The sequence below is a fragment of the Gangjinia marincola genome (assembly GCF_039523415.1).
Classification (GTDB): domain Bacteria; phylum Bacteroidota; class Bacteroidia; order Flavobacteriales; family Flavobacteriaceae; genus Gangjinia; species Gangjinia marincola.
Genome location: NZ_BAAAFG010000001.1, coordinates 277,779 through 303,458, shown reverse-complemented (window position 1 = coordinate 303,458; position 25,680 = coordinate 277,779). Strand labels below are relative to the sequence as shown.

Annotated in this window: 28 protein-coding genes; 15 read left to right on the top strand and 13 right to left on the bottom strand. The window is 37.1% G+C overall.

Annotated elements, in window-relative coordinates; all coding sequences use genetic code 11:
• Positions 1-45 precede the first annotated feature (45 nt).
• Complete coding sequence (locus tag ABD000_RS01455; RefSeq protein WP_343762873.1) at positions 46-669, bottom strand: short-chain dehydrogenase; 624 nt, start codon at positions 667-669, stop codon at positions 46-48.
• Between the two features lie 169 nt (positions 670-838).
• The gene (locus ABD000_RS01450) at positions 839-1,729 is read right to left on the bottom strand and encodes a T9SS type A sorting domain-containing protein (protein WP_343762871.1); all 891 of its coding nucleotides are present in this window, start codon (positions 1,727-1,729) and stop codon (positions 839-841) included.
• A gap of 176 nt (positions 1,730-1,905) precedes the next feature.
• Here ABD000_RS01450 and ABD000_RS01445 point away from each other — a divergent pair, with 176 nt between their 5' ends.
• Entirely contained in the window at positions 1,906-4,383 is a 2,478-nt protein-coding gene (locus ABD000_RS01445; protein ID WP_343762868.1) for a zinc-dependent metalloprotease, read from the top strand.
• 62 nt (positions 4,384-4,445) lie between these two features.
• Here the strand turns inward: ABD000_RS01445 and ABD000_RS01440 are convergent, their stop codons facing one another.
• Positions 4,446-6,494 (bottom strand): T9SS type A sorting domain-containing protein, encoded by a 2,049-nt coding sequence (locus tag ABD000_RS01440; RefSeq protein ID WP_343762866.1) that lies wholly within the window; start codon positions 6,492-6,494, stop codon positions 4,446-4,448.
• Positions 6,495-6,569: 75 nt separating this feature from the next.
• Positions 6,570-6,974: a DUF2452 domain-containing protein gene (locus tag ABD000_RS01435; RefSeq protein ID WP_343762864.1), complete on the bottom strand. Its 405-nt coding sequence runs from the start codon at positions 6,972-6,974 to the stop codon at positions 6,570-6,572.
• 107 nt (positions 6,975-7,081) lie between these two features.
• Between ABD000_RS01435 and ABD000_RS01430 the strand changes: the two genes are divergently transcribed.
• Positions 7,082-8,275: a class I SAM-dependent rRNA methyltransferase gene (locus tag ABD000_RS01430; protein WP_343762861.1), complete on the top strand. Its 1,194-nt coding sequence runs from the start codon at positions 7,082-7,084 to the stop codon at positions 8,273-8,275.
• Here the strand turns inward: ABD000_RS01430 and ABD000_RS01425 are convergent.
• The 6 genes from ABD000_RS01425 to ABD000_RS01400 all read right to left on the bottom strand — a co-directional run bounded on the left by ABD000_RS01425 (position 8,260) and on the right by ABD000_RS01400 (position 11,900).
• Positions 8,260-8,700, bottom strand: coding sequence for a hypothetical protein (locus ABD000_RS01425; RefSeq protein ID WP_343762857.1), 441 nt, complete (start codon positions 8,698-8,700; stop codon positions 8,260-8,262). The two genes, ABD000_RS01430 and ABD000_RS01425, sit on opposite strands and share 16 nt — an antisense overlap.
• A 34-nt stretch (positions 8,701-8,734) precedes the next feature.
• On the bottom strand, positions 8,735-9,097 hold the full coding sequence (locus ABD000_RS01420) for a hypothetical protein (protein WP_343762854.1): 363 nt from the start codon (positions 9,095-9,097) through the stop codon (positions 8,735-8,737).
• Positions 9,098-9,315: 218 nt separating this feature from the next.
• The gene (locus ABD000_RS01415) at positions 9,316-9,738 is read right to left on the bottom strand and encodes a hypothetical protein (RefSeq protein ID WP_343762852.1); all 423 of its coding nucleotides are present in this window, start codon (positions 9,736-9,738) and stop codon (positions 9,316-9,318) included.
• On the bottom strand, positions 9,716-10,117 hold the full coding sequence (locus ABD000_RS01410) for a DoxX family protein (RefSeq protein WP_343762850.1): 402 nt from the start codon (positions 10,115-10,117) through the stop codon (positions 9,716-9,718). Before ABD000_RS01410 ends, ABD000_RS01415 begins: the two co-directional genes overlap by 23 nt.
• Entirely contained in the window at positions 10,107-10,496 is a 390-nt protein-coding gene (locus ABD000_RS01405) for an alkyl hydroperoxide reductase (protein ID WP_343762848.1), read from the bottom strand. Before ABD000_RS01405 ends, ABD000_RS01410 begins: the two co-directional genes overlap by 11 nt.
• Before the next feature lie 120 nt (positions 10,497-10,616).
• Positions 10,617-11,900: a carboxypeptidase-like regulatory domain-containing protein gene (locus tag ABD000_RS01400; protein WP_343762846.1), complete on the bottom strand. Its 1,284-nt coding sequence runs from the start codon at positions 11,898-11,900 to the stop codon at positions 10,617-10,619.
• A gap of 108 nt (positions 11,901-12,008) precedes the next feature.
• On the opposite strand from ABD000_RS01400, the gene ABD000_RS01395 reads away from it, so the two are divergent.
• The 8 genes from ABD000_RS01395 (at position 12,009) to ABD000_RS01360 (ending at position 19,131) form a co-directional block, all read left to right on the top strand.
• Positions 12,009-14,033 carry an ATP-binding protein gene (locus ABD000_RS01395; RefSeq protein WP_343762843.1) on the top strand — a complete coding sequence of 675 codons (2,025 nt, stop codon included), beginning with the start codon at positions 12,009-12,011 and terminating at the stop codon, positions 14,031-14,033.
• On the top strand, positions 14,030-14,671 hold the full coding sequence (locus tag ABD000_RS01390) for a response regulator transcription factor (RefSeq protein WP_343762839.1): 642 nt from the start codon (positions 14,030-14,032) through the stop codon (positions 14,669-14,671). The genes ABD000_RS01395 and ABD000_RS01390 overlap by 4 nt, the downstream gene beginning before the upstream one ends.
• 70 nt (positions 14,672-14,741) lie before the next feature.
• Positions 14,742-15,725 carry a DUF3829 domain-containing protein gene (locus tag ABD000_RS01385; protein WP_343762835.1) on the top strand — a complete coding sequence of 328 codons (984 nt, stop codon included), beginning with the start codon at positions 14,742-14,744 and terminating at the stop codon, positions 15,723-15,725.
• Between the two features lie 141 nt (positions 15,726-15,866).
• On the top strand, positions 15,867-16,283 hold the full coding sequence (locus ABD000_RS01380) for a hypothetical protein (RefSeq protein ID WP_343762833.1): 417 nt from the start codon (positions 15,867-15,869) through the stop codon (positions 16,281-16,283).
• A 28-nt stretch (positions 16,284-16,311) separates the two neighbouring features.
• Positions 16,312-16,491: a hypothetical protein gene (locus ABD000_RS01375; RefSeq protein ID WP_343762830.1), complete on the top strand. Its 180-nt coding sequence runs from the start codon at positions 16,312-16,314 to the stop codon at positions 16,489-16,491.
• A gap of 71 nt (positions 16,492-16,562) precedes the next feature.
• Positions 16,563-17,189, top strand: a complete 627-nt coding sequence (locus ABD000_RS01370) for an SIMPL domain-containing protein (RefSeq protein WP_343762828.1) — start codon at positions 16,563-16,565, stop codon at positions 17,187-17,189.
• 26 nt (positions 17,190-17,215) lie between these two features.
• Entirely contained in the window at positions 17,216-17,854 is a 639-nt protein-coding gene (locus ABD000_RS01365) for an SIMPL domain-containing protein (protein WP_343762826.1), read from the top strand.
• 824 nt (positions 17,855-18,678) lie between these two features.
• The gene (locus tag ABD000_RS01360) at positions 18,679-19,131 is read left to right on the top strand and encodes a hypothetical protein (RefSeq protein WP_343762824.1); all 453 of its coding nucleotides are present in this window, start codon (positions 18,679-18,681) and stop codon (positions 19,129-19,131) included.
• Here the strand turns inward: ABD000_RS01360 and ABD000_RS01355 are convergent.
• On the bottom strand, positions 19,103-19,714 hold the full coding sequence (locus ABD000_RS01355; RefSeq protein ID WP_343762821.1) for a pseudouridine synthase: 612 nt from the start codon (positions 19,712-19,714) through the stop codon (positions 19,103-19,105). The two genes, ABD000_RS01360 and ABD000_RS01355, sit on opposite strands and share 29 nt — an antisense overlap.
• A gap of 159 nt (positions 19,715-19,873) precedes the next feature.
• On the opposite strand from ABD000_RS01355, the gene ABD000_RS01350 reads away from it, so the two are divergent.
• Both ABD000_RS01350 and ABD000_RS01345 read left to right on the top strand, forming a co-directional pair.
• On the top strand, positions 19,874-20,023 hold the full coding sequence (locus ABD000_RS01350) for a YqaE/Pmp3 family membrane protein (RefSeq protein ID WP_343762819.1): 150 nt from the start codon (positions 19,874-19,876) through the stop codon (positions 20,021-20,023).
• Positions 20,024-20,066: 43 nt separating this feature from the next.
• Positions 20,067-20,657: a hypothetical protein gene (locus tag ABD000_RS01345; protein ID WP_343762817.1), complete on the top strand. Its 591-nt coding sequence runs from the start codon at positions 20,067-20,069 to the stop codon at positions 20,655-20,657.
• 88 nt (positions 20,658-20,745) lie between these two features.
• Here ABD000_RS01345 and ABD000_RS01340 read toward each other — a convergent pair whose 3' ends face one another.
• Positions 20,746-21,033 carry a hypothetical protein gene (locus tag ABD000_RS01340; protein ID WP_343762815.1) on the bottom strand — a complete coding sequence of 96 codons (288 nt, stop codon included), beginning with the start codon at positions 21,031-21,033 and terminating at the stop codon, positions 20,746-20,748.
• Between the two features lie 166 nt (positions 21,034-21,199).
• On the opposite strand from ABD000_RS01340, the gene ABD000_RS01335 reads away from it, so the two are divergent.
• Positions 21,200-22,315 (top strand): DEAD/DEAH box helicase, encoded by a 1,116-nt coding sequence (locus ABD000_RS01335; RefSeq protein ID WP_343762813.1) that lies wholly within the window; start codon positions 21,200-21,202, stop codon positions 22,313-22,315.
• Between the two features lie 145 nt (positions 22,316-22,460).
• Here the strand turns inward: ABD000_RS01335 and ABD000_RS01330 are convergent, their stop codons facing one another.
• Positions 22,461-23,201, bottom strand: a complete 741-nt coding sequence (locus tag ABD000_RS01330) for an SDR family oxidoreductase (protein ID WP_343762811.1) — start codon at positions 23,199-23,201, stop codon at positions 22,461-22,463.
• Positions 23,202-23,390: 189 nt separating this feature from the next.
• Here ABD000_RS01330 and ABD000_RS01325 point away from each other — a divergent pair, with 189 nt between their 5' ends.
• Both ABD000_RS01325 and ABD000_RS01320 read left to right on the top strand, forming a co-directional pair.
• Positions 23,391-24,659: a cation:proton antiporter gene (locus tag ABD000_RS01325; RefSeq protein WP_343762809.1), complete on the top strand. Its 1,269-nt coding sequence runs from the start codon at positions 23,391-23,393 to the stop codon at positions 24,657-24,659.
• A gap of 71 nt (positions 24,660-24,730) precedes the next feature.
• On the top strand, positions 24,731-25,402 hold the full coding sequence (locus tag ABD000_RS01320; RefSeq protein ID WP_343762807.1) for a ferredoxin reductase domain-containing protein: 672 nt from the start codon (positions 24,731-24,733) through the stop codon (positions 25,400-25,402).
• The last annotated feature ends 278 nt before the right edge of the window (positions 25,403-25,680 follow it).

Sequence of the window (25,680 nt, the reverse complement as noted above, 5' to 3'; positions counted from 1 at the left end):
TTCAAACGAACTAAAACGACATATATTGAATAATCAAAGAAACTCCTACAATTGTGAAACAACTTTAAAAATAGCGATGGCATAGATATAATAGCGCACAAATCGAAGCAATCCAATGATCAGTAATTGTTTAAAACTAAACTTAATTAAACCTGCCGCTATACAAGAGATAGAAAAGGGAAGTGGCAATAGCGCACCTACAGCGATGAGAATAGCACCCCATTTTTTCATTTGGAGTATGTGCTTACGCATTCTTATTTCTAAATAATTATGAACACTGGGAATGCGATACAGACTGCGTCCTCCCCAGTATGAAATGATGCCTCCTATATAACTACTTAATGCCAATAAGCTTAGAAATAGTAAAGGACTTGAGGTATCTCTGGACCAGGCAATGAAGATTTCTGGCGGGATGAGACCCAAAAATGTCTCTGAGATAAAAGAAAATACCAAAACATCAATAGTTGACATTTCAGCATTGAGATAAGCTAAAATTTCTTTGACATCAATCACCCAGATATGTACCGCAGCTATAGCCCCAATAAATAAAAGAATGGGAAGTATAGATTTTTTTAAGCTGATAAACAAAAACTGGTAAAAGCCGGTATAGGTATAGTACTGATGTATTAATTTCCAGCGGGCTTTTTTTCGTTGTGCGGTTTGAGGCATATACTTAGAGAATTTGAGGGAGTACAAATATAGCGTGTATCAAGGCTTTACGCAATTTTAAAGGCGTTAATTAAACGTTATACCAGCTTGAAATCGTTTAAGTGAAAATAAAAAAGGTCAAGACGAAATCGCCTTGACCCTTAGGTCGCTAATGTATAGTTAGTTAGAATTAGCGCTTAATCAATTTTATGGTAGAAACTGCTCCTTGAGATTCAATTCTAGCAAGGTAAACTCCGCTGGTTAATCCATTGGCGTTAATCGATGTAGAAGTTGACGTAAGAACACGTTTTCCTAATAGGTTAAAAAGCTCAATTTTAGTAATCACCTCACCATTGCGTGGTTCAATATTCCACTGATCTGAAGATGGATTTGGAAATACTGAAAAAGTTACTTCTTCAAATCTTCCATTAGATAGAGCGGCTTGGTTAAAACTATAAGCACCAGTAACAATATTGAACTCAATATCATACGTTCCCGCTGGCACTTGGATATTAGCTCCATCTTGAGTAGCTGTACCACTAGGAAAATCTGATGCTCCCCAATTCACAGTCCAATCATAGTTTTGTCTAAATTTAGCTTCACCCCCAACAGATTCATAGGCTGTAAGTGTATAGTTCTCCCCATCAGCAGAACTCATTTCAACATCAATTTGTGGATCATCGTCATTAGGCCACCCATCTGCTGCTGTACCTACCATTCCAATAGTTACCGTTGGAGCTGTAAACGCATATTCCCCGGTATCAATATTGAAAGTAACGTCGTAGATACCTTCTGGCACCTGGATGTTTGCTCCGTCTTGAGTACCTGTACCAGTTGGAAAATCTGCAGAACCCCAGTTAACTGACCATGCGAAATCTTGTCTAAACTTTAATTCACCACCAGGTGAAACGAGTGAGTAGTAGGTGAAATTTACATTATCAACTGTCCCCATAACAATATCAGTCTGGTTGTTGTCATCTGGCCAACCGGCCGCTGCAGTACCCACCATCCCAATGGATTGAGCCTGTGTAGAAAAAATCCCGGCAGTAAGTGCCAAAACAATAAGTAATACTTTTTTCATAATGATTTATTTAAATTTTCGTCAATATAATTACCATTATTTAAACTTTTCTTAACGTATTATCACGAAAACGTTTGCGTGTTGATAAGTTTATACATCAAGTGTTTTAAGACAGCAAATAGCGTCCTGATTTAAGTTCTTAGGAAATATGTATTTTTAGCTAAAATATACGTTTTATGAATTTACGCTTATCACTACTACTAGCACTTTTAATGCTGTTAGTTCCAACGCAGGATTACGCACAGCGCAAGAAGAAAAATAAACGAAAGAATAATCAAACTTCAACCACCTCTAATGGTTTGAAACCCTACAGTGCGGTCATTACTGCCTCTGCCGAAACAGATGAGGGGCTTTTTAAAACGCATAAAGTCAAGGAGGCATATTATTTTGAATTACCAGACAGCTTACTCAATCGTGAAATGTTACTGGTGTCCAGAATTGCCAAGATCCCGGCAAACCTGGGCGGTGGCTATGTTAATGCAGGCTCAAAAACCAATGAACAGGTAGTTCATTGGGAGCGTTTTGACACCAAGATTTTACTGAGAGTAAAATCATATGCAGCTGTGGCAGATTCTACTTTAGCGATAAGTAAGTCTGTTGCAGTCAATAACTACGAACCTATTTTATATTCATTTGATATAAAGTCCATTTCACCGGGTGGAGATGGGTTAGTCATTGATGTCTCTAAGTTTTTCACCAGTGATGTCCCTGCAATCAGCGGACTCAATGCCGGACTACGAAAACGCTATAAAGTAAAACGACTTGATGCCAATAGAACCTTTATCAACTCAGTGAAGAGTTTTCCTCTAAACATAGAAGTAAAGCAAGAAGTAACTTTTGAAGCGGCAGAGCCACCATCTCAATCCAGAGCGGGAACGATTAGTCTTCAAATGAATCACTCCATGATCTTACTCCCTAAAAAGGCTATGCAACCCAGAATATTTGACCCTCGTGTTGGATTTTTCACTATTAGTCAAACAGATTACGGCAGTATGGCGCTTAAGTCTGATCAAAAAACGTACATCAGACGTTGGAATTTGATTCCCAAGGATGTTGAAGCTTATCAACGCGGTGAGTTAGTAGAGCCGGTTAAACCTATTGTCTATTATTTGGATGAAGGAACGCCAGAGTATTTAAGACCTTATATCAAACAAGGGATTGAAGATTGGCAAAAGGCCTTTGAAACTGCGGGGTTCAAAAATGCGATCATCGCTAAAGACCCCCCGACCAAAGAAGAGGATCCAGAGTTTAGTCCAGAGGACGTACGATATTCTGTGGTGCGTTATGTGGCTAGTACAACGCGAAATGCCGTTGGTCCCAGTGTGAGTGACCCGCGTAGTGGTGAAATAATCGAAAGTGATATAATTTGGTACCACAATCATTTAAGAAGTTATCGCAACCGCTATTTATTAGAAACCGGTGCTGCAAACCCTTCAGCGAGAACATTAAATACCAGTGAAGCCGAGATAGGGGAGATGATGCGAATGGTAATCGCGCATGAAGTAGGTCACGCACTTGGCTTTCCGCATAATATGGCGGCAAGCAATGCATATGACGTAGAATCCTATCGGGATAGTTCCTTTACGCAACAAAATGGTATCGCAGCCAGCATCATGGATTATGCACGTTACAATTATATAGCTCAGCCGGGTGATGAGAATATTCGGTTTATACGGCAATTAGGGCCGTACGATCATTATGCAGTGAACTGGGGATATCGTTATTTGCCTGAATTCGCTTCCGCGGAAGCAGAACAACAAACCTTAAACTCCTGGATTAAAGACAAAGAAGGCGATCCTAAGTATGTCTTTGGGAGGCAATCCAGCCGATTTGATCCTGCCTCCAAAACCGAAGATATCAGTAATAATTCTATCCAGGCAAGTACCTACGGGCTTAAGAACCTTAAACTAGTAGCAAAAAACCTTCCTGAATGGACCTCAGCCAAGACAAATGATTATCAAGACTTAGAAGAACTTTATGGTGAATTGTTGGGCGTATGGAGCAGGTATGTAGGTCACGTAGCGGCAAATATTGGAGGGGTACATGAAAACATTAAAATGCCTGATCAACCGGGAAAGGTCTATGAACATGTGGATGAAGCCACCCAAAAAGCATCCATGCAGTGGTTGGCTAAGAATGCGTTTAATACACCAGACTGGTTAGTAGACCCTCAAATCCTTCAAAACATCGATCATGCGGGGTATTTTGAACGGCTTAGACGAGTCCAGGCGCGTCATTTAAATAGTCTGTTAAGTTTTGATCGTATTGGCCGGCTTATTGATGCAGAAACGTTTAATGAAAATTACTATTCTGCCAGTGAGATGTTTCGGGACCTGAGATCAGCACTCTTTTTCGAACTAAAAAACAGAAGCAGCTCCAATATCTATCGACGTAATTTACAAAAGAGTTACGTAGAGCGCATGGAATATCTACTTACTGAACTTCCTTCAAATCGATCCTATAGCCGACCGGGATTTGAATCTGGTATTCAATATAATGTTAACACCAGTGATTTGAGATCGTTAGTTCGTGGAGAGCTAAAGAATTTACGCAATGACTTACAACTTGCGCGTGCTGTCGCAAGAAATACGGTGACGCGCTATCATTATGATGATTTAGCAGATCGAATCAAACAGATGCTTAATCCTAAGTAAGTGTAAAGCAAAAAAAATGCTGAATCGCAATATTCAGCATTTTTTTATTTGCTATCGTCCTATTATTCTACAACTAACTTGCGAGTAAATTGTTGTCCATTATGTGATAATCGTAATAAATAAACACCGCTAGAAAGTTGGCTTACTTGTATCGAAGCACCATCTACTAATGTTTTTACCACCTTTTTACCTAGTAAGTCAAAGATTTCAACCAAGATTGCTCCTGATTGATTGGTTTGAATTGTAAGTTCCTCTCGTTGTGAATCAATAGGATTAGGATATATAGAAAAAATGTTTTGATTAATGTCCAATATGTATAAGTTAGGTGAAAGACTTAAGCAAACTAAATCATCCTCGTTAAAATCAAAATTTCCCGGGACACTATCAGTGTCAAAAAATGGTGATGACATTATTTCAGCACAAGTTCCATAAGTTCCTGTCGTATTTACAGAGGTGGTAATCTCTATAGTGCTGGTTGCTCCAACACTAAAACCGGGTAATGTCCATATACCTGTTACGGGATCATAATCATTAGTACTACTATCAATAAAAGTTAGTCCGTTTGGTAGTTCATTGGCAACGGTAACTCCTGGTGAGAGATTATTGGGACCATTGTTTATAACACTAATTGTAAAAACGATATTTTCATTTGCTAAAGGAGTTTCATTGTCTACTTCAAAATTGAGTTCAAGATCAGCTACAGGAGTTACGTTGAAAGTGAAACAGACATCATCATCTTCATCACCATTTGAATCTCCGTTACCTGGGGTGCTGTCAAAATCAAATTGATCTGAGGCAATAACTTCGCCACAAATTTCATAATTTCCTGTCGCTGTAATTTCAACATCGTACTCCAAAACCAAAGATTCGCCAGATGCTATGGTCAAATCAGTCCAAGTAATTTCATTCGCTGTTAATATACCACCATTTGATATATTACTTATATTAGTATAACCATCTTCAAAAGTGCTAACAATATTTACCCCAGTAGCAGTATTAGGTCCGTTATTGACTATTGTAACCAATTTTGTGTTGAAATCCCCCGCTGATGTACTATTGCTTCCATCATTATCAATACTACCAGTGCTATTAATTGCAATTGCCAAATCAGCAACAGCTTCGATTACCGGATCTGTACAGTCATAATCATCTTCTGTATTATCCCCGTTGCCCGGTGTGCTATCAGGATCAAACTGACTTGAATTTATAATTTCTGCACAAATGCCATACTCATCACCAACCACAACACTAACGGAAAATTGAACTTGAATTTCTTCGGCATTTGATAAAGTGATGTTCGACCAAGTAATTGTGCTACCATTGAGTACTCCACCATCATTTACTGTATTTACTACATATCCATCTGGAATGACAGATTCTATGATTACATCGTTCACGCTATCAGGACCATCATTTGAAAGGGTGATGACAACTAAAACTTCATCATTGGCAGAAATACTTCCGCTTCCATCAATATCGTTAAATGTTTCATTTTCGATGCTAAGACTCAAATCAGCGGCATCAAAGAAAACAAAACTATTTACACTACCTGGTGTACCAAAGTCACCATCTCCATAGGTGTCTATAGCACTAGACCAGTATTGACCTTCATCATTAAGCGTAGCATCAATAATATTACTAGCTAGTTCAAGGCTCTTTCCGTTTTCATTGGGGAAATTCGAGGTATCATAAACAACCTGATCAATGATTACTCCATTAAATTCCAGATTAACACCATCACTAGAATTAGCAAAGGCTAGTGTATCATATTCATAATCCACAACAGTGATTCCACCGTTGGTGGCATTATCATCATTTGCTGCGAGTACAGCATAGGACTGCGGCTGAATGATTAGCGGTTGATTGATAATATGTCCGCCATTTTGTTGATCGCTATCGATCAATAAAAACCCTTGAAGATCAATTGGGCTGTTGGTTGTATTGAACAATTCCAGCCATTCGCCGTCGTTATCACTCACCTGCTGGGGTTTTTTCATGATTTCGGTAATGACCACATCACCGGGTTGAACTTGTGCGGTAAGGCAGGCGGTAAATAATCCTAATAAAAGGATAATACCTTTCTTTACCTGTGAAAAGTAGTTGTGTTTCATCGTATATGTAGATTTGTTGGAAGTTAAAAGTACAAAAAAATACGACAAACTAATACTTACGTTATTAAATTAAGGTTATGAAACCTTAGACCAGAGCTTTTCAGTAGTAAGGATAAATGAGCCCCGATGGGTAAAAGTGCACTCCTGTGGTAGTATAGGGGAAAGAAAAATGCTCCCGTCTTTTGCATCATACAAATGATAGGTTTCACCTACAATAGGCTCAAAAGAGAAATTAGCCTGATAAATTAATTGATTGTATTCAAACTCCTCCTGCATTTTCTCAAACTCGGCCTTAAGCTCAGTATATTTTGTATTAAAGTGATGATTCACTTTACTTACATTATTATTTTTCCAAAAACTAATGTCTGGAACAGTGATCTTTGGAGCCGAAACAGAGGAAGCGTAGGGGAGTAGACTGGCGTTGTATTTATCCTCCTTGTCGTCGTACACGACTGCATCTGGCTTTTTCTTTTTCGTCATAGCGCATCAAAAATAATTAAAACATCTTGCAGACACAGATCAGTTAACAAGGCTTTTTGATTTGATGAGGATATAAAGATTGTATTTTTGAATTAAATTAAATTCTTATGCAACAACAAATCGCGGTGCGACTCACTTCTAAAGCCGAACGTAGCGTCAAAAATGGGTATCCTTGGGTTTTTGAAGACGGAATTCAAAAAATAGCGTCTCATGCTGTTGCCGGAGATCTTGCGATTATATTTAGTCAAAAAAAAGATAAATTAATTGCTATTGGTCTAATGGATCCTGATTCGCCCATTAGAATTAAATTAATTCATGTGGGTACGGCAGTGAAAATAGATTCTGCATTTTTAACATCGCGAATTGAACAGGCCTATGCCTTGCGTTTACCACTGTTGAAGACGCCAACCAATGCGTATAGATTAATTTTTGGAGAACACGATTATTTTCCGGGTTTGATTGTAGATATTTACGATAAGGTTATGGTTGTCAAGCTTTATGCTGAAATATGGAAACCCTATCTGGCTCAATTATTTAACATTTTAGCTTCTTTATTTTCTCCACAGGCTATCGTGCTTCGGTTTAGCCGAAACCTTCATAAAAAGGGAGCTTATACGTCATATGTTGAAGGTCAAGTGGTTTATGGAACGCTCAAACATCCGATAGTTCTCTTTGAAGAACACGGCGTAAGATTTTCTGCTCATGTCATCAAAGGCCACAAAACCGGTTATTTTTTAGATCACAGGCACAACCGAAAAACTGTTGGAGAAATGGCTAAAGACAAAAGTGTTTTAGATGTGTTTAGTTACGCTGGCGGATTTTCGGTTCATGCATTAGCCGGTGGTGCGAAAAAGGTCACCAGCGTTGATATTAGCGCACAGGCATTAACATTAGCTAAAGAAAATGCCGAACTTAATTCGTATAATGGCAAGCATCTTATCTTGGCGGGAGATGCGTTTTCTATTTTGGAGGATTTAATTGCGCAAAAAAGAACGTACGATATTGTAATCATTGATCCGCCTACCTTTGCCAATAAACAATCTCACATTAGAAAAGCTTTATCAAGTTATATTAAGTTGGTTGAATTAGGTGTTAATTTGGTGAGCAAAAAAGGTATATTTATTATGGCTTCATGTTCTGCACGAGTTGAAGCTAAACTATTTTTTGACACGGTAGAAAGCACACTAGCTCAAACCGGTAGAACCTTTAGACATATCAAGAAAACCTATCACGATGTGGATCATCCTGTGGTTTTCAAAGATGGGGCATATCTAAAAACCGGCTATTATCGATTAGAATAAGATATTTTCTTAGTGGATTTTTTCTTCTTCTCTTTGACCCATTCAATAGCCGAAGTTAGATTATCAAAATGTTTGACTTTTCCGGCCATGAAAATTTTTTCTAATAAAAAGTTTTTGACGCTAATGCCATTGTACGAAATAATAGCTGTACACAAGACACCTTCACCATGTTCTTTATAGAATTTTAGCCAGTCTCTTGGAACTACGTTATACGAATTGATACGATTAGATATATAACCCACCCTAACGCTACCACCATAAAATTCATATACGTGATATAACAATTCTTCACCTGCAGCCCAGTCAAATTGTACACCCTCATGAACTTCAGAAACAATGAAATTTTTAAAGAAGTAATAGTCACCTGTTTTTAAACGAACATGGTGTAAAATCTTTTTTTTATAATGTGTATCACTTATTTTCAATGAGCTTTGGCAAATTTTACACGTCTAACGTACGCTAGGCATTAGTAGGATTTTCGACATTAAGTTTTTTATGTTGATATACGGTCCATTCTACTGCTTCCATAAGATGTGTGAAATGCCCCACTTTACCGCGAATAAAAATTTTTTCAACCAGGTAGTTTTTAATGCCAAGCCCAGAATAATTAACAAAGGCAGTAGAAACAACATTTTTACTAAATTCTCTAAATAGATTAAGCCAATCCCTGGGAATTGTAGAATATGAGTTAATGCGGTTGGTTATATATGAGATTTTGATATCAGAGCCGTAAAATTCACTGGCCTCATAGATCACTTTTTCGGCAAGTTCCCAAGAAAAAATCACACCCTCATAAACTTCGGCAACGATATATTTATCCATGAAGTAAAAGTTACCTTCAGGCATTGACAGCTTGTGTAATATATCATTTTTTAAAGTTGAATCTTCAACACGCATTGAATAAGTAGGATAGTACAGTCTAATATCGAATTTAGGTAGGGTATATACCAAGCACAATCGAACATTTTCGACGAAACAACTCTTTTTAACGACACTGGTGAGTTCTACAGAGTGAAAACGATACACATTATTGTATTCATTTAGTAAAGTCTATGGACCTGAATTAAGTGAAGGATAAATAATACGTTCCATAAAATCGTTCTGGACCAATTTATTGTAACCAACTTATTAGCAAAGGGTAATCCATGGGTTGAATGTTGAATTTTAGTATGTAGTGGAACAGCTTGTAAAAAGGTATTTAACCATACTAAGATAATTAATCCAGTATAGCTCAATGTAAAAGAATCTAAACTTTGGGATAAGAAATAGACCGCCATCGCTGCTTGACCCACCATGAGGGGTAACACTATATAGGTAATCCTTGGGGTATATACTTTATGCCAGCGGGCTAGATTTTCTTTGGCGTAAAATGTAAAGCCCGGATAGATGATAAGCTGCACTATCCAAATTAAAACAACTAGCCCAAAATCGAGTAACAAACTATACTGATGTACGTGGTACATGCCTTGTATTTGTTTTGAAGCCTAGTCGATACGCCCACCATATCAATAGGGGATGAATTAGTAATAAACGCACCCAACCAACCCATACCGGGATGCAATATGTATTAAAACATGGCTCTTTTCGAATAAACCAAATATGAGCAGGAATATATGCCAGTAATAATACTATAGCAAGTACTGCGGCGAATTTTCGGGTTTGTCTTGGCAAGATTAAAATAGAGATGATAATCTCTAAAAAACCACTGATAGAATTAATAATTGTTTTTGATGGGAAATAATCTGGTATCATGTCCATATACACTAAAGGAGCAAAAAAGTGGGTTATTCCGGCCACAAAGAAGAACAGAAAAAATAAGATTTTAGAGTAATTAAGCTTCATATAATTTCCAATTTGAGGTTGTATGTACGCGTTTAAGTATGATAAAGAAAGGGATCCACCAGATAAAATCGTTTGTAATCAAGGTATAGATAAATTCAAAAGGTACATCACCATTCAAATAGTTCATGATAAATCCCAGTGGGCCAAAAATCTTACCTAAAAAACCAACGGCTACAATCGGCCAATGCCTTATAGGATCATAAGACGCCCACCAGTATCCTAAGCCATAAACACCAATGACCATTCCCATACCTTGCCAAACCATAGGATGGTTGAGTGGCTCCATACCAACTAATTCAAAGAAATGATTGGGAAAGAGCACAACCCAAGCTCCCCATACAAGATTATAAATTGCTGCTGCACGTAATGTTACTTTCATACAGGATGCAAAATACTACGATCCAAACTAAGGTTTTCACAAATAGCTCTTAAATAAATAAAGCCAAAACACTCTAAATTAACAGAATGTTTTGGCTAGTAATTACTAGTAAAAAGTTGTTTAACTCCCAGTGCGTTTAAGTTGACGCCGAATTTTTTTAATGGCCGACTCAATCGATTTTTCGGGCTCAATAACATTGTATTCTCCCCAAAATTGTGGGTCGTTGAATCCTGAAGCAGCATCAGCTAAGATGGTACGTGACTTGAATTTTTTGTTTTTATTAAAGTCTGTGATATTTGCGATTGACTCAATATTTGTGATAACCATCTCACTACTCAAATAGTATTTACTATTAAAAAGTTTTCCTTTTTCCTTGATGGTTAGTCCCAAATCAACATTACTATAACTATAATACCATTTGCCATTTTCTTCTCTGTAATCCACTTGATAATTTGCCACAGTTGGAATCACAGTGAGCTTCCCTGGTTTTTTACGCACAAATAAATTACTAGCTTTCGTTTCATCTTCTAAATTGAGGCTATAAGACGCATTTGTTAAGGCTAAGGTATTTGGATTGATAAATAATTGACCGTAATAAAGGGGGAAATCTACCTCAGACTTTTGTTTAAAATCAACCACAACAACCTGAATGCCGTTAACCTCTGTAGTCTCTACTATTGAGAAATCGTAATTGTCGATTCCATCAGCACCCAGAAAATATTCAGGGTATTTCATCAAATCGATATAAAGTGCATTAAACGGTCCGCCTTGTAATTTTACTGCTACGGTATCAAGACGGGTATAATCTGTGCTTTTTCTGGACTTATAAAGTGATACAATATCTTTTCGGTTTGTTTCATAAGGTTCTTTTTTGATATTTACCACCGCTTCCGCCAGGGATACATTTCGGTTTCTCTTTTTAATCGACTCCCTGTAAAAAGCAGTCATTAGAGCCTGATCACCCAAATAATTTTCAGATTTATTATTAAAAACCTGTTCTACCAAACCACGGGCATCTTTGTATTGCGTCAAACTCACTGCATTAAGCTGTGTTGTGACCGGTGTGAGGAATAATGTATTTTCCTCAGGTTTTAGAGAGCTCAATTCAATCACCTTTGTGGCATATCCAAGATAAGATAGTTCAACCATTGTGGCAGCTATATTATCGGGGACTTTGAGTAAAAATTCGCCCTCGTTATTAGTAACTGTTGATAATTGAGTATTTACAATGGTTAGCGTGGCAGACACCAATGGTTTTTTCGTGTTCTGATCTAATAATTCACCTTTAAAAGAAGTGAAATTGTCACTGTTTTCCTGCTGCTGAAACGCGTGCAGCAATGCGGGCATACTTATCAAAAAAAGAAGTAGGAATCCCGTTTTGAGTGTTTGTAATTTAACTTGCATGATGTTATATATTATATTTTAAAAGTACGAATTTATCAGCTAAGTCTTTAAAATTTAACAGGCTATGCGTAAGTTTGATGTAGTAATGTATACATTAGGTCTCATAGAATGAAAAAATACCGCGTCATACTTCTTTTGTTTATTCTTGTAGTAGGGTGTACACCTGTTCTAGGTCAAAAAACCATATTCTCTAATTTCGCTGAGAGTCCGGCGAAAATTGATCAGGGTCTCTACCGGGCATTAAAGGATACTAAAGCTCCTTCACAACGTATTATTCTATTGGACTCAGTAGCGGAAATTTATGCAACCTACAGTAATCCAGATTCACTTAGAACTTATGCGCAAGAGATCATAAAAACCGCTCCTTTAACTTCAAAAACCACTTATTATTCGTCGATTGGAGCTTATTACTTGGGTAAGGCAAATCTCATTCATGGTCTACTTGATGAGGCAATTGGTCAACACATTACCGGTATTGAAATGCTTCAAGGTAACGCGAACGAAGAATTATTGACATTACATCAAATCGAAATAGCGACTATTTACATTGATCAAAAGAAATTAGGTAAAGCTAAAAAAATACTCCTGGCGATTAATAACAAGACCAAGTCATCAAGCGTAAAAAATCTTCTTGAAGTAACTAAAGGTGATCTGGCTTTCGCCGAAGGAGATCTCCCACGGGCAAAAAGTCATTATACGAGTGCATTAGAGTTAAGTTCACCAGATAAAAAGGTAAACTGGCACGCTAAGTTTGGACTGGTTAGAGTAATTAAGGATGAAATTAGCCTCGATGATCAGTTCAATAAATTGGCGCTCATTAAAGACGAGGTCTTAAAAAGGAACTATTTTGATCTTTATACAAGCGTAGTGCTTTCTATGGCAGATATTACAGAAGCTATGGATAGTCCAGAGGTGACCGCAATGATTTACAGTACCGCTTACAGCAATGCAATTTCATGGAATAGGTTACAAGTACAAAAAGAAATTATAGATGCCACCCGAAGATTCTACGAACGACAGGGAGATTTTGAAAATGCCTACGCTTTGATGACACATCTTAAAAGTGTTAGTAATCAAATTTTAACTCAGCAGAATTCAGCCCTGTTGAAAGATGTAGAGGTAAAGTATGAAACTAAGCAAAAGGAACAGGAAATTAGACAATTATTAGTTCAACAAGAAAATACATCTCTTGAACTAAAACAAAAGGCACAAGAAAATATACGTCTTGGCTTACAAAAAGAACTTGAAAATGAGCGTTCCAGAAATACAATTCTTGCGTTAGAAAATAATCAACGAAGAAAAGAGAACGAGATCTTAGCTTTACAAGAAAAAGAACTTAAACAAAAATCAGAAATTGAGCGACAAAAGACCACAAAGTTTTTTTTGTTAATCGGTGCATTGGTGGTTTTAATTCCATTCATCGCTCTTTTGATCGTATACTATCAAAAGCTTAATACGCAAATTGCTCTAAATAAGTCTCAGGAAGAAGTAAATGAACAAAAACTAAATAATGTCTTGCAAGACCAGGAACTTAAAACGATAAAAGCCTCTGTAGCAGGACAAAGAAAGGAACGAGAACGTATTGCGCAAGAATTACACGATAGTATTGGAGGGAATTTGGCTACGATTAAGTTACAACTGACTGGTGATGGGTATGAGACAAAAGATCTTTTATCGCAAATTGATCAAACTTACCATCAGGTAAGAGATATGTCTCATTCGCTGATCCCAAAGAATTTTGACGAAAATTCATTCATAAGTTTAATAGAGAACTATCTGGATCAATATCGCAAAAATACAAGCAAGGCGATTAACTTTAGTCCTCATCCTAAAGTTGGAATTGAACAAATATCTAAAGCTAAAAAAGTTGAGTTATTCAAGATTTTACAAGAGCTAATGACGAATGCGTTAAAACACTCTAAAGCATCACAAATTGATATTTATCTTAATAAATATAAGGATAGCGTAAACTTACTGTTTGAAGATAATGGTAATGGCTTTGTACAGACCACAGAATCATCTGGATTTGGTTTGCGCAGTATCCAACGAAGAATAGAAAAACTCCTTGGCGAGATAAATATCGATACCGCCCTTAATCGTGGAACCATTATAAATATTATTATACCTATATGACCAAAAATATAATTATTGCAGATGATCATAGCATGTTTCTGGAAGGGATGATAAGCATGTTTAAAGATGACAATGAGTATACTATCATTCTAGCAGCAAAAGATGGTTCAGAGGTGCTAAAGTATATTTCAAATAATCCAGAAGAAGTGATAGACTTGATTATTTCAGACATAAGTATGCCAGATATAGACGGAATTACACTTAATCAGCGTGTAAAAGAACGTCCACTTCCTCCAAAAGTGTTGATCGTAAGTATGCACGAAGACGCCAACATGATTGATCAATTAATGAAAGCTAATGTAGATGGTTACCTACCAAAAAACGCAGGCAAATTAGAATTATTAAAAGCCATTCGTCAAATTTTATCTGGTGAAAAATACTTTTCACAAAGTATTAAAGAAGCCTATCTAAATAGTGTTTTCAAACAGGATAAAGAAAGTATCGCGTCGCTTACAGCAAGAGAAAAAGAGGTTTTGACATTGATTGCTAAAGAGTTTACCACACAAGAAATTGCAGATCAGCTTTTTATCAGTAAGCATACCGTAGAGAGCTATCGCAAAAATTTATTGTCTAAGTTAAACGTTCGCAATCTCGCAGGGTTGACAAAGTATGCGATGAAATTAGGTCTTGTAAAATAACAATCTCACTGTTTTCAGGGGTGCGCTAAAAAGAAAATTCATCTAGTTTTGATCGTCTAAAATATTTGATATGTCAAAAAATAATATACTCTTCTATACTATTGGCTTAGTCTTACTTTTTTCATGTAAAGATAATTCACCAGAAAACGCTGTTGCTAATGCTAACGACCAAGAGTCAAGACAAGCGCTTATTAATAAGTATAACGTTTACGTAGATGCGCTAAACAGCGAATCTAAGGACGTAAGTCGTGTTTACAAGGAATATATGGAGTCTATTAATCCAGAAACTGGAGAACTATACCCCAAAACAGGATTTAGTGGTTCAATGAGTAGTTCAAAACCATATTCTTTAGAACAAATAGAAAAAATAGTGGACCAGGATCCTGACCTGGCTGAAACAGATGAACTTGCAAAGCAGTATATCAAAGAATTTGAAGAAGTAAGGGTTCTAATAGGAGACCTTAGTTCTTATTTTAAGACTAGAGAATATACTCAGGATAATTTTAAAATGTCTAAAGAAATGGCTCCTAAACTTATGGATGAATTCAATAGTTTTTTTAAAGTAGACTCTGCCTTTAACAGTAAGATCGTCGCTATGGATAAGGCGTTTAGAAAACAAGAAATGGAACGCTTTAAAGAAAATGGAGAAGAAATTCTCTATGCACATGCTATTTTATTACAGTCGCTTGAGGATCATATCCAATATATATCTAATTATACCTATAATAATTTTGATGAACTAGATCAGAAAGTATATGAAGATTTAACCAACGCAGTATCAAAAAAATATAAAGAATATAAAGAAAAAATAAAAGATGAAGAGGCCTTCAAAAAACAAATACCAAATTACTTTAGAGCACCTAGTTTTAGTCTTGAAGTTGAGAATTACATACAACTTGCCAGACGCGTAAATGATACTGCAAAAGATCAAGATAAGTTCGATAGAATGATTAAGTCAGTAGAATTTACTAACAATACTTTTGGCACACCTTCTCCAGAAGAACTGAACAAAATATATAGTAATATAATTCGCTCCTCTAATTTAATGCGATAAAGCGTACTTAATTTCTTTATTATCAGCATTAATAATCTTCTTCCCCCTGAATACAGGGGGATTTTTTTTACGGTTTCCAGTGTATTTATAACGTGGTAGCTGTTGCATCTTTGAATCATATTAATCAAAACTAATTATATCATGATTTGGGGAATTTCACTCATTTTTTTAAGCGTAGTAGCAGTACCATCATTATTGTTATCGCGCAAACCAGACGCAAAAGAACTTTTAGCAAAAGTAGAACCGTATCAAGGCTGGATCGGGATCGTATTTTTCTTTTGGGGCACCTGGGGAATCATTTCAGCTGTTTTAAATATTGATGTTCTTTCTATAGCTCCAATTTGGTGGGCAACCTGGGTTACCTCATGTGTAGTAATGGCAGCACTAGGATTTATGCTTGGCTATAGCCTACTCAACCAATGGTTTCTATCCAATAATGCGACTGCAAAATTAAAAGCAGATCAAATGCGCAGTGCAATTGCACCTAAACAAGGTAAACTAGGAATAGTGGGAATTATACTGGGTACCTGGGCCATCATCGCTAATATCATGTTTTAAATTAATGTTCATCTTAACATCTATCTTTATGAAACGTTTATCACAACTAATTCTTTGTGCTTTATCAATGACCATGTTCATCACATCTTGTAGAGAAGAGCCTAAAATTGACAGAAAAGTAAAAGAACCTCAGGAAGAAACAACTAAAAAAGCCGGGGACTCTTTGTCGTCAAGAGAATCAAACGCTACAAACAGAACTTTAAAATAATAATTTACATTTTTAAAATAATAATTAATTACTGTTCTTTGATCAAATAAGAACTAACTAAATATATCACCATGAAAAATTTTTGCTTCGTTTTACTCCTTTGTATAGGAGTTAGTGCTGGAACATTGGCACAAACAAATAATCAAAACACGATAAAAGTTTCAGCTAATATCGCATATACCCCAAAAATTGAATATTATACCACAATGGTAACGTTAGAATTGACACCCTCTACCTACAATGCCATACAAGAGTTTGATAATCTTGATGAATTAAAAGACTATTTCTTCAAAAAAATTACAGAAAAAGGACTTTCTAAAGATCAATTTACAGAATCTGAACTTGATTATTACGCAAAAACCGGTGGCTACAATCAGTATAAAGGAACCCTGTACGAGTTCAAAACCACTGATTTAAACGATTTCAAAATACTATATAAAAATACAGTCATGGGTGTACGATCAGATTATATTAGCACCCAACCGGATATGGATGATAAGATGTATCAAGAATTAACTAAACAAGCGTTGGAAGTAGCACGCGAGAAAGCAAGCCTAGCGGCAAAAAATATTAATAGAACAATAGGAAAGGTAGTCTCACTTGATATAAGTGCGTATGAGGATGCTTATCCAAGATCATATAATTACTATTCAAAAAAAGAAAGTTTTGGACTTACCGCAACTTTTGAATTAAAATAATGCAAACCATAATTAAAACGACTACCATGAAACGTAAAATCTTTTTCAGTTTTTTAACCGCAGCTATGTTGAGTTGTGTAATTACCGCTCAAAGTGTCTATAGTACTAAGGACATCATTGAAGTAAGCAGTAGAGTAGAATTTATGCCAACTATTGATTACTACACCGCAGATGTAGTTCTAGAGCTTAAAAACTCGACTTATTATAATGAGAATAGTGAGTATCGCACGATGGAAGAATTAACTAATCGCTTTTATGAAAAATTGAAAGAAGCTGGATTGAATAAAAACTTGCTTGTTGAAAATAAAACCAAATACAATGCAAAATGGAACAGTAGCGGGAGTTATGAAGGGACTCTTTTTGAATTTAAAACGAAAGACCGAAAAGTCCTGGATCAATTAATGGACATGCGATTAACAGGGTTAAAGCTTAATACCATTCAAATTGAGACTTCATTAAGCGAAGAACGTTATGCTGATTTAGTCCAGGAGGCATTGACTAAAGCTAAAAAACGTGCAGAAACCATTGCTAAAGCTATCGATAAAAAAGTGATTGGAATTAACGGTATTAATGTAGGGGATTACAATTATTATAGTGGGAAATCTTATTTAGATGCTGAGCGAAAAGAGTATTTCAACCTAAGAGCATTTTACAATATAGAGTAGGGTGTTAGCAGTCTTTTAATGCCTGGCTATTTGTTCCGCGAGATCATAATAGTCGGGCATATTCATTTCTACCCTAAGAACATCACATGAAATAAGCATTTCTCATTGTCATCTTAGTATCCATAAATGCTATGCGTCACGCTTAAAAGAGTCAGCAAGAGGTTGTAAAAGAATATTTCTACAATTTCGAGCATAAAAACTCAACCTATGCATTACAAGAACCTTACTGTATAAACACTAATGTAGCATAAGAAATATCTGACTTATCCTGAGTTTACATTTAAAATTCTTGAAAATAATGAGTCTATTACTACATTTTATAACCAAGAGCCGTTGACCATAAAAATGATGGGCAATTGTTTTATCCTCTTTAACTATATTTTCAAATTTGAAAACAACCCGTTAGGTTTAACTTTAAATCCAATATTCCGGATACGGCATGGTTGATATTTTCATTTACATTTTATAGCGATCTTGAGGAAGAGTTTACGAGACAACTAGGCTGTAATATCCATAAATTAGTAGGAAGGGCTAAATTGACCATACGAAAAAGCTGCTTTACGCAATGTAGATAAAAGGTTATCAGTAGCAAGTAAGATTTAGAATCAGCGGCCTTGGATCATTTATAGAGATCTGCTGAATCATTTCACTCATACATATTACTACATATGGCAGGTTAGAGCAGGTTAGAGAATATTAGTTAAATTTGTTCACCACTGGGAATATAGATATCTTTCATCAAGAACGTTAATTAGACATGGTATAGATTAGGGATATTCATCTCACTGCTACAAATAAACTCAACTCATAAACACAATAACGTTATGAAAAATTTTAAATCAAGTACAACCTTACTCCTAATCGTATTGATCTGTTTAGGATGCGTCGATGAGAAAAAACCGGAGAAAGACACTGCCGCTGAAAAAACTGAATCTTCACCCAATGAAATAAGCCAAATGCAACGTGTTGTGAATATTCACGATGAATTAATGCCTAAGATGGGATCAATTGGCATGTTATCTTCACAACTTAAAATGAAAGATTCTATTCAATACCAAGAGCAAATTGCTCAACTGGAATATTCTCATGATGCGATGATGGAATGGATGAAGGATTTTGGCACTAAGTTCAACAGTGATGAGATCATGAAAGGAGCAGAGCTCTCCCAGGAGAAGCAGGTGATGCTCGATATTGAAGAAGAAGAAGTTCTCGAACTTCAAATCTTAATGAATAGCAGCATTGAGGCTGCTAAAGAGAGCTTGAAGAAGGAGGAATAGCCTCAATCAAACGGCGTAGATCTTTTAGTGGCGTTACCTCACCGGGCAGCATCTGCTCTGTTTTTATTCGCCCAATGCGGGTTCGTACAAGTCGTAAAGTGGGAAAGCCAACAGCAGCGGTCATTTTGCGTACCTGTCTAAATTTGCCTTCGGTTAATGTTATGCATATCCAGCTGGTTGGTCCATGCCGCTCATCCCGCACACGCCGCGAACGTGGTGGGAATCGTGGAGAAGTTTCAGGTAAAACAGCATGACAAGGCTTTGTCACATAGGGAGCGCCTTCATGTGTAATCTCTACACCTTTACTTAATTGTGCAACAGCTTCCGAAGAAATAACTCCATCCACCTGCGCATAATACTCCTTTTCAATCTCGCTGCTATTGATATAATGGCTAAGCATCCCATCTGTGGTGAGGAGCAGTAATCCTTCTGAAGCTTCGTCTAAACGTCCCACACACATCGCACCCATAGGAAAATCGTATAAGGATGAAACCAGTTTTTTATTCTTTCGCTTGCGGCTGTTATTGATCAACTGACTTAAATATCCGTCTGGTTTATACAATTTAAAATGCTGATGATCCATTAGAGTAGGCGTAGTAATGATTTTAAGAAAGTTTAACAGGAATCACTTTATGTTAACGCGACCTTATAGTATCGCGTTAATCTGTTTGTAAATGTTGCTTTTCATAGATATAGTTACGTGTAATTTACGCAACTTGGTAAAAATCAAAAATAAATAGATATGTCATTAGTTACGATTATTTTAAACATATTATTACCACCCTTGGCCGTATTTATGAACCATGGAGTAGGCACAACGTTATTAATTAGTATTCTGCTTACGCTCTTAGCATGGATTCCCGGAATCATACACGCATTTTTAGTTAATTAACGGGTTTCAAAAAAGCCAAAGAACAACCTTAAAATCTTAGAATATGAAAAAAATACTTTTATCAATTGCTGTAGTCAGTATGATTATTAGCTGTAATGTAAAACAAACTGAAAGTGGCGAATTACCCGAAGTGGACATAGATGTGGATGCTGAAGCTGGTAATCTACCCGAATACGATGTGAACTGGGCCGATGTCAATGTTGGAACAAAAACCAAAATGGTGAAAGTGCCTAAAGTAGTGGTGGTCATGGAAGAAGAAGAGATTGAGGTACCTTATGTAGATGTGGACATGCCTAATGATATAGAGGGGTATGACATGGAGAAAAGTGAACGCAGTATCATTGTTGAAGCCGAAGTATCTGGGAAAGAACACAGTTTGGAAATACAGGAAATCAGAGCTACAAAAAATAATCTCTTCGTAATATCAACTTTGGAAGAGTTAGATACAGATTTGGGAGATAAAACCATGCGCGTACAGGATCAATTAGAGCTTAACGCACCAGACTTAAATGTAAAACATGTCATCGTTGGTACTCGCCCGGATCGTGTTTTTAATTCGCAACACATGTATGTATCCTCTATGGATAAATTAAACGACAAAATAAAAAATGCTAAAGTGATTTATAAAGATTAGATAGGTAGTACATTTAAATCACTTGAAAAGGTCAACCAGTTTTGGTTGACCTTTTTATTTTGATTAAATAATTTATAATTTGGTAAAATCAGGATGTTATCGTCCCGCTACCTTGTTCCAGATTCTCATTGTGTTCGCTGCCTTGACTATGTAACCTGTTTTCTTCGTCATTAATAGGATTCTTGGCAATAGGCTGCTGCTTAGAAGGCACATCTAAGGTTTCTCCTTCAAAATCAACCTTATTTTCGCGCTCTAGTAATTGGCGGTCATCCCCGTTATCTCTTCGAATGTGGTTCTGCTTTTCACCTAAGATTTTTTTGTCTTGTGCTGTGAATTCAGGATTATAGGGTAAATCATTGTTTTTCTTTGTGCTCATAACGTTTGTTTTTCTTCAATATAGTATACTGTGATTATATAGCCTTCGGCTTTAACCATCTATAACGTTGTGCTAACACTTTTTAAGAAGATCAACGGCTTATATCTGATCATGAGTGGCTAGGGTAGAAGGCTTTATTCATGTACCTTTGTCTTAAATTCATTACATGTCTACATTTAAAGCACTTGGTATTGCGCCGGGGTACATAAAATCATTACAGGAGTTAGGAATAGAAACACCCACAGCGATTCAATCCAAGGTGATCCCGGTATTGTTAGAAAAACAGACCGACTTAATTGGCCTGGCACAAACAGGAACAGGAAAAACCGCTGCTTTTGGGTTACCATTGCTTCACCATATAGATCCAGATGAACCTGTGATACAGGCATTAGTGCTTTCTCCCACGCGTGAATTAGCCCAGCAGATCAAAAAGCAACTCTTTAAATTCACTAAATACAATGACAAAAAGATTTTTGCAGAGGGTATTTACGGTGGTGAAAAAATTGATCGTCAAATAGAGAACCTAAAACGTACGACTCACATTGTCGTCGCGACTCCCGGAAGGTTAGTGGATCTTATCGAACAAGGTGTTGTAGATCTTTCTCATATTCGTACAGTAGTACTGGATGAAGCTGACGAAATGCTGAGCATGGGTTTTAAAGAGGAGCTCAACCGAATATTAAGATACACCTCCGGTAAGCGAAACACCTGGTTATTTTCTGCTACTATGCCGGGGGAGATTCAACAGATTGTTAAAAAGTACATGTCACCAAAGGCGATTCAAATCTCTGCGAATAAAGACAGTATCATCAATCGGAATATTACGCATCACTATGTCTTGACGCAAGTCAACGAAAAGATGAATGTATTGATGAATCTATTAGACCGAAGAAAAGATCAACGTGGAATCATTTTTTGCAGAACCAAGGCAACTACTCAAAATCTGGCCAATCAATTAAAGGATGAAGGATTTGCTGTTGAGGCTCTTGAAGGCGATATGAAACAAATCGACCGTGATAAGGCCATGCGTGCATTTAAGAAAGAACGCGTTCGTGTTTTGGTATCGACAGATGTTTCAGCCAGGGGGATAGATGTGAATGACTTAGGTTTTGTCCTTCATCATCAATTGCCCGAAAGTGTAGACTATTACACCCACCGTAGTGGTAGAACAGCACGTGCGGGTAAGAGTGGTCACAGTATTGCGTTGGTTACCCAGAATGAAATTCCGCGAATGCGAGAAATAGAAGAAAAGCTGGGGATTCGGTTTTCTAAAATTGGATAAGATTAGGACTCAGGAGTCAGGATTCAAGAGTCAATACTGTGAAATTGCACTTTCAGGGACGTATTCACTGTTTATTAAAATAACTGATGAAAAAGGAGCCTTTTTTCATGCCTTGCACGTGGCTCCTTTTGAATAATTAATCCGGTTATTTCTGTTCACTCGGCACGATATACACATCATTAATGTTGACGCGATCAGGTTGAGATAAAGCGTAATAGATTGCGTTAGCAATATCTTCAGACTCCAACGTGGTCATCGACATCATTTCTTGCATATTCTCCTTGATATCCTCATCGGTAATGGTTTCGGGTAGACTCGTATCTACTGCACCGGGTTCTATAGAAGTGACATTAATTCCATATTCTGGTGCCAGTTCCTGGCGCAGGCCTTCAGAAAACATTTTGACAGCAGATTTAGTTGCGCAGTATACAGCTCCACCGGGAAAATAGCGATGTGCTGCCATAGAGGATATATTGATGATGTGTCCGCCTTTATTTTTCTTTAACTCTGGTAACACCGCAGCAACACCATTCAATACGCCTTTAATATTGACATCTACCATTTGCATCCATTCGTCTGTCTTTAGTTTTTCAATAAAAGAAAGGGGCATCAATCCCGCATTATTAATTAAGACATCCACCTGTCCATACGTGTTAACCGCATAATCTACCGCTGTATCAAAATCTTCACGCTTGGTAACATCTCCTGAAGCGACAATAGCGTTCCCTCCGCTGGATGTGATCTTATCTTTTAGGTGTTCCAGCTTATCAGCACTACGTGCCATAAGCACGATATTAGCGCCGTGCTTTGCTAGTTTCAATGCTGTGGCCTCGCCGATTCCGCTAGAAGCCCCTGTAACGATAATAGTTTTGTTCTTTACGTCCATGTTTTTATTTCTAAAATAGCTACTATAAGAAAAACGGGCATCAACTTTTAAAATAGTTTAGGAGTTTGATAAGGGACTTTTAACAGAGGTATAGGCTGACATTGATTTCAGTCTACTAAAACTGCGATTGAGTAAAAAAATTTTTCATACAGAATCGCTGAATACTGTATTTTTGGAGAAAGTGTAGCTATGGATTATTATTTTATTATAAGTGGTTTGGTCTGTATCGCGGCTTTGTTCGGATACATAAATGCCAGATTCTTAAAATTGCCCATTACCATAGGATTAATGTTAATCACCATCGTTTATACGCTGGTAGTCCTTGGAATAAGTTTTTTTGACGATACCTTATTAAAAGCAGAAGCAGAACTCATCCAGCAGATTGATTTTGAAAAGGTATTGATGGATTATATGCTTAGCTTTTTGCTCTTTGCGGGGGCTCTGCACACTAATTTTCAGGAACTCAAACAACAACGCTGGCCTGTAATCGCCTTTGCGACCCTAGGGGTTATTACCTCTACCTTTTTGATTGGAACACTAACGTATTATTTACTTCCGCTTTTAGGACTGCCTACAGCGTATATCTATTGTTTACTTTTTGGAGCAATTATATCTCCCACTGATCCCATTGCAGTACTTGGGATTTTAAAGAAAGCGAATGCTCCAAAAAAGCTGGAGATTAAAATTGTTGGAGAATCGCTATTCAATGATGGTGTAGGAGTTGTACTATTCTTAACGATCTTTAAAATAGCTTCTATGGGTGCAGATGCAATGACTCCTGCAGATATAGCGATTCTATTTGGTCAGGAGGTTTTTGGTGGCATTGCTCTGGGAATTATATTGGGCTTAATTACTTACAAATTACTTAAAACCATTGATGACTTTAGTATTGAAGTAATTATTACACTTGCAGCGGTAATGATGGGGACAGTGATAGCGCAAAAACTACATTTATCAGCTCCATTAGCCATGGTTATGGCAGGCTTGCTCATAGGGCATGACCGCGTAAGAGGTTCGGCTATGTCTGAAATTACAGAACTCTACCTGGATAAGTTTTGGGAGTTAATTGATATCCTACTTAATGCAATTTTATTCGTGCTCATCGGGATGGAAATTCTGGTGCTTACGTATTCAACTTCGTATGTATTAGCCGGTCTCATTGCTATTCCGTTAGTTTTATTTTCACGTTATGCGGCTTTGTGGCTACCGGTTAAGCTCTTTGAACGCAAACTGGATTTTGTGCCAAATACCCACCTTATCCTGACCTGGGGCGGATTACGTGGAGGTATCTCTATCGCCTTGGCCTTAAGTCTGGCACCAGAGATGAACCGGGAGCTTTTTTTAGTGATGAGCTACATCGTGGTGGTCTTTTCAATTTTAGGACAAGGATTAACGATAGAGAAAGTCATCAGAAGATTTCTAGGCAAATCAGGTGAAAAGCAAACTCAAGTGTTATAGCACACATCATTAGTTTCATTCAGCACATTAAGGAAATATAATTGATCTATTTTAGATGAAATTTAATGAGTATGTCACACAAGGTTAAGATTCAATCGTTAGGATTCATCACACATGATGTCATTCAAGTTCAAACAGACAAGCCCGCAAACTATTCCTATACTCCGGGACAAGCTACAGAAGTTGCAATGGATTTGGAGGGTTGGCGAGATGAGAAGAGACCGTTCACGTTTACGAGTTTACCAGACGAAGGTTTTTTGCAGTTTACGATTAAAATCTATCCTGATCATGACGGGGTCACTGATCGTTTGCAGCGTTTAGAACCAGGAGCGAATCTATTACTCGAAGATCCTTGGGGAGCTATCTCATACCAGGGACCCGGCGTGTTTTTAGCCGGGGGTGCAGGAGTGACTCCATTTATTGCTATTTTCAAAGATTTAGCCCGAAAAGGACAGCTAGCCGAAAATATATTGCTCTTCGCCAACAAACGCGAAAAAGATATTATTATGGAATCTCAATTTGAGCAATGGCTGGGACAAGATTTTATCAATATTTTATCTGAAGAACGCAGCCCGAAGCACGCACAAGGGCACATAGACAAAGATTTTATCAAAGAACACACTACCCAAACAGATAAATACGTGTATTTATGTGGACCGCCACCTATGATGGACAGTGTACAAGCAGATCTTCATGCTCTTGGTATTGATCAAAATAAGATCGTGACAGAGGATCTTTCGTAGCCATACGATACGTATACATAAGCTTTTGATACTCCAAAGATGATTTCCCTCAAAACAGAGTAGTTACAGCAGAGCATTTTAGATTAGTATCACTAAGAACGGCTACTATATAGCGACTACTCTTCAGGACTATACTAATGTTCGTAGTTGGAGTTAGCGCCTTCGGACAATCAAAAGACCCCTTTATTTTGATGTATATTGGAGAGAAACTAATGCACAACATTCATCATTTTCAGTCGGACTATAAGCAGAGAACCTCTTGATAATACCTACTCTCC

Bases quoted from the DNA above. Each gene is read 5' to 3' on its own strand.
- ABD000_RS01455 (WP_343762873.1), bottom strand. From the start codon at position 669: ATGCCTCAAACCGCACAACGAAAAAAAGCCCGCTGGAAATTAATACAT.
- ABD000_RS01450 (WP_343762871.1), bottom strand. From the start codon at position 1,729: ATGAAAAAAGTATTACTTATTGTTTTGGCACTTACTGCCGGGATTTTT.
- ABD000_RS01445 (WP_343762868.1), top strand. From the start codon at position 1,906: ATGAATTTACGCTTATCACTACTACTAGCACTTTTAATGCTGTTAGTT.
- ABD000_RS01440 (WP_343762866.1), bottom strand. From the start codon at position 6,494: ATGAAACACAACTACTTTTCACAGGTAAAGAAAGGTATTATCCTTTTA.
- ABD000_RS01435 (WP_343762864.1), bottom strand. From the start codon at position 6,974: ATGACGAAAAAGAAAAAGCCAGATGCAGTCGTGTACGACGACAAGGAG.
- ABD000_RS01430 (WP_343762861.1), top strand. From the start codon at position 7,082: ATGCAACAACAAATCGCGGTGCGACTCACTTCTAAAGCCGAACGTAGC.
- ABD000_RS01420 (WP_343762854.1), bottom strand. From the start codon at position 9,097: ATGGATAAATATATCGTTGCCGAAGTTTATGAGGGTGTGATTTTTTCT.
- ABD000_RS01415 (WP_343762852.1), bottom strand. From the start codon at position 9,738: ATGTACCACGTACATCAGTATAGTTTGTTACTCGATTTTGGGCTAGTT.
- ABD000_RS01410 (WP_343762850.1), bottom strand. From the start codon at position 10,117: ATGAAGCTTAATTACTCTAAAATCTTATTTTTTCTGTTCTTCTTTGTG.
- ABD000_RS01405 (WP_343762848.1), bottom strand. From the start codon at position 10,496: ATGAAAGTAACATTACGTGCAGCAGCAATTTATAATCTTGTATGGGGA.
- ABD000_RS01400 (WP_343762846.1), bottom strand. From the start codon at position 11,900: ATGCAAGTTAAATTACAAACACTCAAAACGGGATTCCTACTTCTTTTT.
- ABD000_RS01395 (WP_343762843.1), top strand. From the start codon at position 12,009: ATGAAAAAATACCGCGTCATACTTCTTTTGTTTATTCTTGTAGTAGGG.
- ABD000_RS01390 (WP_343762839.1), top strand. From the start codon at position 14,030: ATGACCAAAAATATAATTATTGCAGATGATCATAGCATGTTTCTGGAA.
- ABD000_RS01385 (WP_343762835.1), top strand. From the start codon at position 14,742: ATGTCAAAAAATAATATACTCTTCTATACTATTGGCTTAGTCTTACTT.
- ABD000_RS01380 (WP_343762833.1), top strand. From the start codon at position 15,867: ATGATTTGGGGAATTTCACTCATTTTTTTAAGCGTAGTAGCAGTACCA.
- ABD000_RS01375 (WP_343762830.1), top strand. From the start codon at position 16,312: ATGAAACGTTTATCACAACTAATTCTTTGTGCTTTATCAATGACCATG.
- ABD000_RS01370 (WP_343762828.1), top strand. From the start codon at position 16,563: ATGAAAAATTTTTGCTTCGTTTTACTCCTTTGTATAGGAGTTAGTGCT.
- ABD000_RS01365 (WP_343762826.1), top strand. From the start codon at position 17,216: ATGAAACGTAAAATCTTTTTCAGTTTTTTAACCGCAGCTATGTTGAGT.
- ABD000_RS01360 (WP_343762824.1), top strand. From the start codon at position 18,679: ATGAAAAATTTTAAATCAAGTACAACCTTACTCCTAATCGTATTGATC.
- ABD000_RS01355 (WP_343762821.1), bottom strand. From the start codon at position 19,714: ATGGATCATCAGCATTTTAAATTGTATAAACCAGACGGATATTTAAGT.
- ABD000_RS01350 (WP_343762819.1), top strand. From the start codon at position 19,874: ATGTCATTAGTTACGATTATTTTAAACATATTATTACCACCCTTGGCC.
- ABD000_RS01345 (WP_343762817.1), top strand. From the start codon at position 20,067: ATGAAAAAAATACTTTTATCAATTGCTGTAGTCAGTATGATTATTAGC.
- ABD000_RS01340 (WP_343762815.1), bottom strand. From the start codon at position 21,033: ATGAGCACAAAGAAAAACAATGATTTACCCTATAATCCTGAATTCACA.
- ABD000_RS01335 (WP_343762813.1), top strand. From the start codon at position 21,200: ATGTCTACATTTAAAGCACTTGGTATTGCGCCGGGGTACATAAAATCA.
- ABD000_RS01330 (WP_343762811.1), bottom strand. From the start codon at position 23,201: ATGGACGTAAAGAACAAAACTATTATCGTTACAGGGGCTTCTAGCGGA.
- ABD000_RS01325 (WP_343762809.1), top strand. From the start codon at position 23,391: ATGGATTATTATTTTATTATAAGTGGTTTGGTCTGTATCGCGGCTTTG.
- ABD000_RS01320 (WP_343762807.1), top strand. From the start codon at position 24,731: ATGTCACACAAGGTTAAGATTCAATCGTTAGGATTCATCACACATGAT.